This window comes from Acinetobacter sp. YH12064 (assembly GCF_013419735.1).
Taxonomy (GTDB): Bacteria; Pseudomonadota; Gammaproteobacteria; order Pseudomonadales; family Moraxellaceae; genus Acinetobacter; species Acinetobacter amyesii.
The window spans coordinates 186,557-198,492 of sequence record NZ_VOZP01000008.1 but is presented as its reverse complement, the minus strand read 5'-3'; the positions used below and the strand labels follow the sequence as shown (position 1 = coordinate 198,492).

Annotated in this window: 7 protein-coding genes and 1 pseudogene; all 8 read left to right on the top strand. The window is 39.9% G+C overall.

The genetic code is table 11. The features are described from left to right. Window positions 1–126 precede the first annotated feature (126 nt). Window positions 127–1,011: pseudogene (locus FTU13_RS10435) on the top strand (methionine ABC transporter ATP-binding protein); the annotation flags it as partial. Continuing rightward, on the top strand, window positions 1,008–1,703 hold the full coding sequence (locus FTU13_RS10430; RefSeq protein WP_078188742.1) for a methionine ABC transporter permease: 696 nt from the start codon (window positions 1,008–1,010) through the stop codon (window positions 1,701–1,703). The pseudogene FTU13_RS10435 and the gene FTU13_RS10430, both read left to right, overlap by 4 nt. Before the next feature lie 280 nt (window positions 1,704–1,983). Continuing rightward, window positions 1,984–2,472 carry a hypothetical protein gene (locus FTU13_RS10425; RefSeq protein WP_257226736.1) on the top strand — a complete coding sequence of 163 codons (489 nt, stop codon included), beginning with the start codon at window positions 1,984–1,986 and terminating at the stop codon, window positions 2,470–2,472. A gap of 233 nt (window positions 2,473–2,705) precedes the next feature. Beyond that, window positions 2,706–6,278 (top strand): DNA polymerase III subunit alpha, encoded by a 3,573-nt coding sequence (dnaE, locus tag FTU13_RS10420; RefSeq protein WP_180127928.1) that lies wholly within the window; start codon window positions 2,706–2,708, stop codon window positions 6,276–6,278. Window positions 6,279–6,329: 51 nt separating this feature from the next. Beyond that, window positions 6,330–7,172, top strand: a complete 843-nt coding sequence (locus tag FTU13_RS10415) for an RNA methyltransferase (protein ID WP_180127926.1) — start codon at window positions 6,330–6,332, stop codon at window positions 7,170–7,172. Further along, window positions 7,165–7,974, top strand: a complete 810-nt coding sequence (gene cysE, locus FTU13_RS10410) for a serine O-acetyltransferase (RefSeq protein ID WP_111883774.1) — start codon at window positions 7,165–7,167, stop codon at window positions 7,972–7,974. The genes FTU13_RS10415 and cysE overlap by 8 nt, the downstream gene beginning before the upstream one ends. 105 nt (window positions 7,975–8,079) lie before the next feature. Beyond that, entirely contained in the window at window positions 8,080–8,994 is a 915-nt protein-coding gene (locus tag FTU13_RS10405; protein ID WP_078193555.1) for an ABUW_2363 family tetratricopeptide repeat lipoprotein, read from the top strand. Window positions 8,995–9,122: 128 nt separating this feature from the next. Further along, a complete protein-coding gene (locus FTU13_RS10400) occupies window positions 9,123–11,129 on the top strand; it encodes a triacylglycerol lipase (protein WP_180094456.1) in 2,007 nt (668 codons plus the stop codon). Window positions 11,130–11,936 lie beyond the last annotated feature (807 nt).

The window sequence follows — 11,936 nt, the reverse complement described above, 5'->3', positions numbered from 1 at the left end:
TTGTTCCATTTTAGAGATTTGTTTAAGATAAGATATAACTCATTGAGATGTGTCATAGTATTCGTCGTTAGAAAACAATTATTGTGACATTATTTCAATGAGTTATCTATTTTTGTCGTGTACAGAGTCCGTTTAATTAATTTGCTAGAACGTCCTAGTGAAGGGCAAATTATTATTCATGATAAAGACTTTACTGCTTTAAATTCGGCAGAGCTACGTCAAGAAAGAACCAATATTGGCATGATCTTCCAGCACTTCAATTTACTGCAAACCAAAACTGTTGCAGAAAATATTGAAATGCCGCTTAAACTTTTAGGTGTGTCTAAAGCTGAACGCCAAAAACGTTTAGAAGAGTTGCTCGAATTTATTGACCTAAAACATAAGAAAAATGCCTATCCAGATGAGCTCTCTGGTGGTCAAAAACAACGTGTCGGGATTGCCCGTGCGCTTGCCAATCATCCTAAAATTTTACTGTGTGATGAAGCAACATCTGCTCTCGATCCGCAAACCACCAAGTCGGTATTGGCGTTATTAAAGAAAATCAATCAAGAACAAGGCATTACTATTGTGATGGTCACCCATGAAATGGATGTGATTGAATCCGTTTGTGATTATGTTGCGGTAATGGAACAAGGAAAAGTCATCGAACATGGCTCAACCTTAGAGATTTTTAGTCAGCCAAAACACAATACAACCAAAAATTTTATTCAAACTGTATTGCAGCAACAGCTCCCTGTTAATATTTTAAATAATTTAGAAAATCAAAATCATAACAGTATTTATTGTTTAAAATTTCTGGGCAGTTCGGCACAAGAAACCGTCATTCAAGCGGTAATTAAACAGTTTGATATTAGCCTGAATATTTTGTTTGCCAATATGACTGAAATTAATGGTGCGGTGATTGGACAAATGTTCGTTCAGCTATTAGGTGATGCAGCATTGATTCAACAAGCGGTGGCGTTCTTAGAACAACATGGCGTTGAAGTCACTCAAGCAGGAGTTCAGCAATGAGAGATTTAATTGTTCAATGGCTGACTCAAATTACAGCACCTTTTTGGAAAAGTTCTTTGTCCATGGATCAGTTCGTTACTGCCCTACAAGAAACTTTTCACATGGTGTTCTTTGCCATGCTCTTTGGATGTATTTGGGGTTTTATCCAGGCCGTGATTTTATATGTCTCACGTCCACAAGGCATTTTGCCTAACCGTGTCATCTACCATGGTTTGAACCCGATTGTGAATGCGCTGCGTTCATTGCCATTTATTATCCTCCTGATTGCGGTCATTCCTTTGACCAAAGTCATTGTGGGTACTTCAATTGGTACTTGGGCTGCAATTGTTCCTCTCACAATCTATGTTGGTCCTTACATTGGTCGTCTGATTGAAACTTCGTTGCTTGAAGTGAATGACGGCATCATTGAGTCTGCTCAAGCGATGGGTGCATCTCCGCTGCAAATCATTACTAAATTTGTCCTACCAGAGTCTCGTAGCTCTTTAATTTTAAACTTAACGACTGCAACCATTAGCTTAATTGGTGCAACAGCCATGGCTGGTGCAGTAGGTGCAGGCGGTATCGGTGATCTTGCCATTTCTTATGGTTATCAACGTTTTGATAGTAGCGTGGTCATCATGACCGTCATTGTATTGTTGATTTTGGTACAAATTGTTCAAAGTCTGGGGGACTGGTTATCGAAACTGCGCTAAGCCTGCATAATTCATATATTTAAGCTCTCCTCGGAGGGCTTTTTAGTTTCTTAGATTCTAAAATTTAGTTTTTAATGCCGCAATTAAACCAAATTTTTTTAGTTTTAAATTATTTTGACGGCAAATTAGCAACACCATAAAATTTAAAATATAACCTTCAATATTACGTTTACAAAAACTTGAATGAGTACAAAATATCAAAAGAACAGGATTTTATATTCCCTATGGAAACTAAACTGACAGCAAAATTTTCCGCTTAACTTTTTTCACAACAGCAATATTGATCACTTCAGCAGCATCTGCATCCATTGCTGATTATGACTATGTCACTAGTATTAAGGTAAATGATGTTGACTTAGCCTTACCCTTGCCTGCATCAAAAGCAAATGCATTAATCAGCAAAAATCCAGTAAAGCTTAAATATGAATATTCAGAATGTACCGGCAATACTGAATTTCATGTCACATCAAAAGGTAAATTTCTAAAATTTGAAATTTATGCTGAGGACAATCCTCAATTTAAAAATGATTCATTCTATAAAAATAAAAGCAGCTTCGCCCAACTTGGACAAACCAAAGGGGATGTTTGGATGGAATGGGATAAATCCACTCAAATACGCGTTAAAATTCAAATTGGGTCAAAACATCTGATAAGCCAATATAACTTTCTACAATTAAAAAAAGACTTTCCCAAAAGTGCAAAATCCGCCAATCCAAATGAAGTTGCATATATGATTTTACTCTCACCACTCATGCCAAATCCGTGCTGAAAGAGCCGCAAAACTATGATTTACCCTATATTGGCAATCTAGCCTTCAACTTTAAAAATAGCAAATTAATAGCTTTTTCAGTTAATCAAGGTATTGCTTGCTAAACCGTGATTGTCATACAGCGTTTATTGCTTAAACAGTGAATTTATAAATCTGCATAAAGCCATGCAATAAACGCAAGTTTGATCTCAGAGCATGCTAAAATCAGCAGCTGTTTTCGCAGGGACTCATCTATGCACTTTGTACATCTTGGTATTTTTACAGAATTTTCCATTACTGAATCTATTGTACGTATACCTGATCTTGTAAAAGCTGCAGCTGCAGATGAAATGCCCGCTCTGGCCATTACTGACCTTTCAAATCTACATGCTGCTGTAAAATTCTATAAAAAGTGCTTAGATAAAGGCATTAAACCCATATTTGGTTCAACCATTCGTTTGAATGATGCTGAACACAAAGCTACTCTTCTAGCGATGACCAATAAAGGTTGGCGCAGTCTAACAGAGTTGGTTTCTGAAGGTTATATTTCAGGTCAACAGCTTGATATTCCTTGCGTAAAAAAAGATTGGATTTTAAATCAACACCAAGACTTAATTGTTTTACTGGGTATACAAAGTGATGTCGGCAAAATGCTTTGCTCTTCCAACCCGCAAAAAGCTGAACCCCTGTTAGCTGAATGGGTCGAAAAATTTGGCAATCGTGTTTATTTAGCGATTACACGAACTGAGCGCTCGGGTGAAGAAGACTTTATTCACGAAGCAGTAAAACTTGCGAAGAAATTTAACATTGGCGTGGTTGCTCATAACGATGTGCATTTTATACGTAAAGAAGATTTCGAGGCACATGAAGCACGCGTTTGTATTGCCGATGGCTATGTCCTCGGTGACAATCGTCGCCCTAAAAATTACAGTCCTGAACAGTATTTTAAAACTGCTGAGGAAATGACGGAGCTGTTTGCAGACATTCCAACGGCTATAGAAAATACCTATCACATTGCGCGACGCTGTAATGTGTCATTACGTTTAGGCTTCCATGACCTTCCCGATTATCCAATTCCTGAAGGCCATACAATTGACACCTATTTTGAACATTTATCGAAAGAAGGTTTAGAAGAACGTTTAGCGCATTTGTACCCTGTCGAACAACGTGGTGACGACTGGCCAGAAATTCGTAAGCCTTATGATGAACGTTTGGCTTATGAAGTCGGGATCATCCTGACCATGCAATTCCCAGGTTACTTCCTGATTGTCATGGACTTTATTCAATGGTCTAAAGGTAATGGCGTCCCTGTTGGTCCAGGCCGTGGTTCGGGTGCAGGTTCCTTGGTTGCCTATAGTTTAAAAATTACCGACCTAGACCCACTACGTTATGACCTACTGTTCGAACGTTTCTTAAACCCTGAACGTGTATCAATGCCCGACTTTGACGTCGATTTCTGTATTGCAGGTCGTGACCGTGTTATTGACTATGTTGCACGCACCTATGGTCGAGATGCGGTCTCTCAGATTGCAACTTTCGGTACCATGGCGGCAAAAGGTGCAATTCGTGACGTAGCCCGTGTCTTGGGTAAATCTTATGGTTTGGCTGACCGTATTTCTAAAATGATTCCGACCAAGCCTTTAGGTTTAAGTTTGGAAGAATCCATTGAGGCCGAACCACAACTCAAAGACATTGTCACCAATCCATCTAACCCAGATAACGAAGATGCAGCCGAAATTTGGGAAATGGCACTCAAACTTGAAGGCATTACCCGTAATACAGGTAAACATGCCGGTGGTGTGGTTATTGCACCAACGAAGTTAACTGACTATTCGGCAGTCCTATGTGATGCAGATGGAACTAACCGTGTAGCCCAATTCGATAAAGACGATGTGGAAGCTGCAGGTCTAGTTAAATTCGACTTCTTGGGCTTACGTAACTTAACGGTAATTGAAGATGCCATTAAGCACATTAATGCCCGTCCAGATATCACTACACCTGTCGACATTTCCTTAATTCCTTTGGATGACAAACCTGCCTATGCTGTGTTCGCAGATGCAAACACCACAGCAGTCTTCCAGTTTGAATCCGTAGGCATGAAAAAAATGCTGAAAGAGGCACGTCCAAGTAAGTTCGAAGAAATTATTGCTTTCGTGTCTTTATATCGTCCAGGCCCGATGGATCTGATTCCTGACTTTATTTACCGTATGCATGGTGGCGAGTTTGAATACTTACATCCATTACTAGAAAGTGTCCTTGAACCGACATACGGCATTATGGTGTATCAGGAACAGGTAATGCAGGCAGCGCAGTTCTGTGCTGGCTATAGCTTGGGTGGCGCGGATTTACTTCGTCGTGCCATGGGTAAAAAGAAAGTCGAAGAAATGATTAAGCACCGTCAAATCTTTACTGAAGGTGCTGCAACCAAAGGTATTGATGCAGATACGGCCAACCATATCTTCGATTATATGGAAAAATTCGCAGGCTATGGTTTTAACAAATCCCATGCCGCAGCCTATGCCCTTGTTGCATATCAAACCGCTTGGTTAAAAGCACATTTCCCTGCTGAATTTATGTCAGCAGTGATGACCTCGGAAATGCAGAATACCGATAACGTGGTGTTCTTGATCGATGACTGTCGTATTAATGGTCTTGAAGTCTTGCCACCTTCGGTCAATATGTCTTTATATAATTTCCATGCCAGCGATCCAAAAACCATCGTCTATGGTTTAGGTGCGATCAAGGGTGTCGGTGAAGCTGCCATGCAGTCTGTGATTGACTCACGTATCCAAGATGGCCCATATAAAGATCTGTTTGACTTCTGCCATCGTATTGACCTAAAAAAAATCAATAAGCGCACGCTTGAAGCGTTGATTCGTGGTGGTGCATTGGATTGTTTAGGATTAGAACGCGCTGACTTGATGGCGCAATTGCCAGAAGCTGTACAAGCGGCTGACCAAGCCCGTACAAACCGCGAAACAGGGATGATGGATTTATTTGGTGAAGTTGAAGAAGTTCAGCGTAAACCTTCTAAACCTGTTAAACCGTGGTCAGATGAAGTTCGTCTTAAAGGTGAAAAAGATACTCTTGGGCTTTATCTAACAGGTCATCCGATCGATGTGTATCGATCAGAGCTAAAAGCCTTTATTTCACAGCGCATTAATGAGCTTACGCCTACACGACGTGGTGTCACTACAGTATTTGCAGGCCTAGTCGTCGATATTGCCAACTTCCCGAACCGCATGATGGTGACGCTCGATGATGGTACTGCACGTATTGAAGTGTCTGCGAATCATGAACGTTTTAACCGCTTCAAAGATGTGATTCAAAACGAAAAAGTGGTGGTCATTGAAGGTGAAATTTACGAACGTGAAGGTTTTGATCGGCCAATGGGTCGCTTAACTAAGGCCTTCAGTTTGAATGAAATCCGTCAAAAACGTGCCAATGCCATTCAAATTAAATTAACACCTGAACATTTTAGTAAAACGCTATCACGCGACATCCAAAATATTTTACTGCCTTTCTGCAATGTCGATATGTGTACGCATATACCTGTGCAGTTATATATTGACTATCCATATGCGACGGCCGACATTCATTTGGGCTTAAACTGGAAAGTTGCCCCACTAGATGAATTACTGTCTAAGCTGCGTGACTACTTCGGCAAAGAATCTTTGCATGTCGAATATCATGTCAAATCCAAAGCTGCCAAAGCGGTAAGTTATGAACAAGCCTCTATTCCTGCGCAGGTTCCGCCACCGCCAGATGGGATGAGCATGGATGATGCCATGGATTTATATCAAGCAGAAGCCAATCAATTTTCTTAAAGTTTAAACGCTGTTTGAACTGCTTTTTTAAATAAACATATTGGAAATATCATGAATCAAACTGACAATGCTGCGGTTTCAGCACATCTCTCTCATGTGCGTATTGTCATGGTGAATACAACATTACCCGCAAATATTGGTAGTGCATTACGTGCCATGAAAACCATGGGACTTTCAAAGTTGGTCTTAGTTGCACCGAAGACTTACCCGCATCCGGACATTAATGCTTTGGCTGCCGGTGCTGTCGATTTAATTGATCAAATTGAAATCGTTGAATCATTAGAAGAAGCCATTAAAGATTGTCATATTGTCTTTGGTACTAGTGCGCGTAGTCGTACCATCCCATGGCCATTACTTGACGCTCGCCCTGCTGCCGAAATGTCTCTCAAAGCGGTCTGTGAACAACAGCAAGAAATTGCCGTGGTGTTTGGCCGTGAAGACCGTGGTTTGACCAATGAAGAATTGGCAATGGCCAATTATCACGTCACTATTCCAGTAAATACTGAATATGGCGTCTTAAACGTTGCCCAAGCGATTCAAGTCATTTGCTATGAAATGCGCATGGCCGCCCTTGCACATACTGAGTTAACTGCAAATCCTGATGCCAAGATGCATGTTACTGATGACATCGATATGGAATGGGATGAACCTTTGGTGACCCATGAAATGATGGAACAGTTCTACCCGCATATTGAAAAAATGCTGGCAGAGATTGAATTTATGGATCCAAAAAATCCAAGATTATTACCTTTACGCTTGCGTCGCCTATTTGGACGTATACAATTAGATCGTATGGAATACCACTTATTACGTGGCATCTTTAGCCGAGTACAGGCTTTAAATAACGGAACATGGAAAAAATCTACAGACAATGAGGATCAATCTAATGCTTAAGCAGCTCAAAGAAGATATACAGGCTGTATTCGCGCGCGATCCTGCTGCACGAAATACGCTCGAAGTCTTAACGACTTATCCAGGAATTCATGCCTTAATCATGCATCGTATGGCACATGAACTTTGGAAAAAAGAGTGTAAAGGCTCAGCTCGTCTATTGTCTTCTTTTAGCCGCTTTGCCACAGGCATTGAGATTCATCCGGGTGCGAAAATCGGTCGTCGTTTCTTTATTGACCACGGTATGGGTGTGGTGATTGGTGAAACAGCTGAAATTGGTGATGATGTCACCCTCTACCATGGTGTGACCTTAGGTGGCACGACTTGGAACAAAGGCAAACGTCACCCAACTTTGGAAGATGGTGTAGTGGTTGGCGCTGGTGCAAAGATCTTGGGCCCATTTACGGTGGGTAAAAATGCCAAAGTCGGTTCAAATGCCGTCGTGACTAAAGAAGTTCCTGCAAATACTACTGCTGTGGGCAATCCAGCACGCTTTATCACCAAAGATAAACCAAAAGATGAAGCGGAAACACGTCGTCGCGACTATGCAGAAAGTATTGGTTTCCAGCCTTATGCTGCAACCCAAGACCAAACTGACCCGATGTTAGAAGGTATGCGTGTATTGTTAGATCGTATTCAGCACAATGAAAAACGTATGAATAATTTGTGTCAGCGTTTGTCTCTCCTTGACCCAACGTTCAAAAAGCAACAGCTTAATGAACAACCTTTTAGTCAGGAAGAACTTAAAATCATTGAAGATGTGCGCCGCGAATGCGAAGCTCAAAGTAGTCAATCTAAAGCTTAACCAAAAGCAATCAGAATAAATTGCCTTTAACTTGCATGTTGTTCAGAGTTTTTTTAGACTGACCAACATGCTTTTTTTATAAAATAAATTTAATGGATGAATCATATGACGCTTAAGCCCTTGGCAGTTGCTTGTATTGCTTTAACCCTTGCCGCTTGTGGAAGCGCCCCAACTAAAAATAATGCTCCTAAAGATGCAATGATTTTTGTAGAGCCTGAACTAACTCCACCTTTCTACGCACTCAACCCATTTAACTACGATGCACCACCTCCTTTTGAATTAAATTTACAAAAAGCTGCAGCACAGCCTGTGACTAAGATGGTGGTAACTAGCCCAACCGACCCATCCAAGCAATTAACCCTTGAAGAAAACCGCCTGATTATCCCCACTGTTGACAGCAAAGAACGTTCGATGAAATTTGCTGCTTTAGCAGGTGACAATGAAATCGACATTACTGAAATTGATGATTTCTTACAGCTTGTTGAAGGTAAAGCACGTCACTATCCACCACGTTTTGTTCAACGCCAAGAACGCAAAGGGTTTGAGCTTAAACTCAAGGAAGTTACGCAAAAATTAGATACGCTTGCGTCTAAAGACAACGCTTCTTTTGATATTTTAGTTCGTGCATTTAAAGCCAGTGTGATGGCACGTAACCTTGATTTGGGTTCTGTGTACACAACTAAATCATTAACTTACGCACAACGTATTTTAAAAATCAACCAAGATGATGCAGAAGCAAACTTCTGGTTCGGTTTTGGTTTATCTGAAGGTGGTGGTCAACGTGAAGCGATTCCATACTTAGACAAAGCAATGAAAGCCGGTGTTCAAGAAGCGTATCTTTCTGCAGCAAATAACTATATTGCCATGGAACAAAAAAAGAACGCCATTCAGGTTTTAAAGAACTATAAAGTTAAATATCCACAAGAAGCAGAAGTTGCTGATCGTTTAATTCAAGAAATTGAAAAGCAAGGTCGCTGGAATGTTTGGCAAGTTTTAAATCCACCTAAAGCTGCGTCTTAAATCAGACGATTTAGAAAATTCTTTTGAAAAAAGACCGTTTTAACGGTCTTTTTTCATTTAAGGTGAATTGAAAATCCTGACAATTATCGTATGATTTGAAAATACTTAACCTTATGCGCGGCCTCTTTATGCAGCAAAATATTAAAAAAATACTGCTCCTTGGAATCATAAGTACAAGCGTACTGAGTGGATGTCAGGTCGTCAGTGTCAAAAATCAAAAACTCAATGTTTCGATTGCCAATGAACGTGAAAGTATTATTTCTCGAAATAAACTTAGCGAAGCCAGTTTAAATGTCTTGTCGATGACAGGTCGGGAAGCCAAAGCCTGCACAGAAGACCCGAAAGCCTGTGTTGATGAGTTACAACAAATTCCTCAGATTCAAGATGAACAATTACTTTCTACAGCAAGTGAATTATATTTAGCTAAAGCTATAGAATATGAATCTTCTTCAGCCTGCAAGTTAGGTGTGCTCAGTAGTCACAAATCTGAAGAAAAACAAAAAATTGAACAAGACACTTATAATAAGTGCTTAGATCAACAATTGATACTTCTCGATAAAAGTATTCGCTATAGCTATGCGTACATGTTTAAAACCAAACGTGCGCCTGCTGATCGTATTTTTGATAACCGTCAAGTTCAAATCCGTGATTTCTATAATCAAGGGATTGCCAAATTGGTTAGCAGCTATGCACTACGTTATAAGCCGCAAGAAGTCACCCAACAGATTAAAGTCGGACAAACCACCTATCACATAGACTTCAGCCACTACCCAGAACTCAAAAATCGTAAAATTGAACAATTGATGTCAACCTATAACCTTAACTTCTCAGGTTTACGTTCAATTACCCGTCGAGATGGTTTTGGCTCCGAATTTCTTGTGGTTTTACCCGAAGAACATACGATTGAAACAGGCAAAGCAAAATATATTATCAACCCGATTGATTTTAAATATCCGTCTGGTTCAAATCCTAATATCCATCAAGCGCGCTATTTAGCTGCAACCTTAACGGCTGAACCACTAAGCGCTACAACTACAGTTGATCAAATTTTGAATCAACATGAGTTTCAAATTAAAGCTTACGATCCGTATAAATATGAACAGGTCAATATTGCCAATAAAAACTATGCGCTTGCTGCCAATTTTTCTGCTCCATATGGTCTTTGGTTAGCACAAAATAACTTGGGTAAGGCAGCTTATTTATCACTGATTGACCGAGATGAAAAACTGACGATGCCGCATCTCTACATGCTTGAACCATATAATCCTGACAAGAAAGTTATCGTCTTGGTACATGGCCTTGCTAGCAGCCCTGAAGCATGGATTCGTCTGACTAACGATATTATGGGCGATTCAGTGCTACGTGAACATTATCAAGTGTGGCAAGTCTTCTATTCAACGAATATGCCGATTATTGAAAGCCGCTTCCAAATTTATTCCATTTTGACTCAGACCTTTAGCAAAGTAGACGCCAATGCCGCAGCTAAAAAAGATGCTGTTCTAGTCGGTCATAGTATGGGCGGCATTATTGCACGACTACTGGTCAGCCAAGCCGATACCACGCAAGCAGCTTTGAAAATGATGAATTCACGTCAATTAAATCAGTACCGAAATATTCCAGTCGTGAAGCAGCGTATGGTGATTGATGATATTCCAAATTTCAGCCGCGCAATTTTTTTAGCTGCACCTCATCGCGGTACAGAATATGCAGATCGCTGGTTTACCAAAGCCGCTCGAAAAATTATTAAACTCCCAGGAGCTTTTTTATCGGCTATGGGTGATGTGTTAACTCAAGAAGAAGACCTGAAAGATTTATTTCGTGAAATTGACCATGGCTTGATCCAAAATGGACCAAGTGACTTAAGTCATCAATCAAAATTTATCGCGCTCACTGAAGATATTCAGCCGCGTAAGGGTTTGAAGTTTCATTCAATTATGGGAAATAACACCAACAGTCAAGATAAAAATATTATGACGGATGATATTGTACCATACACTAGTGCTCATCTAGAGGGTGCTGTTTCAGAAAAAATCATTAAAGGGGGTCATTCGATTCAAGAAACCCCTGAAGCTGTACTCGAACTACGCCGTATATTACGTTTGCATTTGATTGAACTTGGCCTCTATAAACCATAAGGCAATACAGCATTTAAATCGATCTACATATTTTAAAACCGATCTCAGGATCGGTTTTTTTTATTTCTGCATTTACTTGAATATGCCATTATTCAGGTAGTTACTATATAAGCTTTTTTTTAATCATTTTAAAACTCAAAGGCACTCGTTGAACTTTACATAAACCTTATATTGGAGATTAATTATTGTAAAATAAATTCAAAATATTGTGCCCATTTCCTAATTTTTTATGAGCATATCGAATTATGAAATTTTAAGGCTTTAAGTCACTTCTTCTGTGAAATTAAGGGTCTAATCATAACTATATAAAATTAAGTATATTTTACGTCAAGTTTATAATCCATTTATCAACCGCTCTACCGCGATGAAGCGGCGAAAAAATTTTGTTTTCGCGGAATCATTATTTTTCTCCGGTATGCCCTGTCATGTGCGGGGATTTATCAAGTGATCCCATAACGCAGTTTTGTAGATTCCTCAGTATATTTGGATAGTGTTTATCATTCTGATTGCATGGGATTTATCTTTTGTTCCGCATTAAACCCTTATTTTAATGTTTATACTTGTCTAGGCTCGATGTGCGCTGTTGCGATCATATTTACTATGATTTGTAATGATCACAATGATGCGCTATTACATGCAGCCATGAAGTATGCCGTGGTCATCATCTATGCCTTTGTTGGTATGCGTTTTTATATTGCCATGGTTGCGGGTTGGTAGAACATGACCCACTGACTGGGCTAGCAAACCGTCGTCCATTATAAGGAGCTTTAGAACAGCTATGGCATTATGCCCTACGCCATCAACAGC

Bases quoted from the DNA above. Each gene is read 5' to 3' on its own strand.
- dnaE (WP_180127928.1), top strand. From the start codon at position 2,706: ATGCACTTTGTACATCTTGGTATTTTTACAGAATTTTCCATTACTGAA.
- FTU13_RS10415 (WP_180127926.1), top strand. From the start codon at position 6,330: ATGAATCAAACTGACAATGCTGCGGTTTCAGCACATCTCTCTCATGTG.
- cysE (WP_111883774.1), top strand. From the start codon at position 7,165: ATGCTTAAGCAGCTCAAAGAAGATATACAGGCTGTATTCGCGCGCGAT.
- FTU13_RS10400 (WP_180094456.1), top strand. From the start codon at position 9,123: ATGCAGCAAAATATTAAAAAAATACTGCTCCTTGGAATCATAAGTACA.
- FTU13_RS10405 (WP_078193555.1), top strand. From the start codon at position 8,080: ATGACGCTTAAGCCCTTGGCAGTTGCTTGTATTGCTTTAACCCTTGCC.
- FTU13_RS10430 (WP_078188742.1), top strand. From the start codon at position 1,008: ATGAGAGATTTAATTGTTCAATGGCTGACTCAAATTACAGCACCTTTT.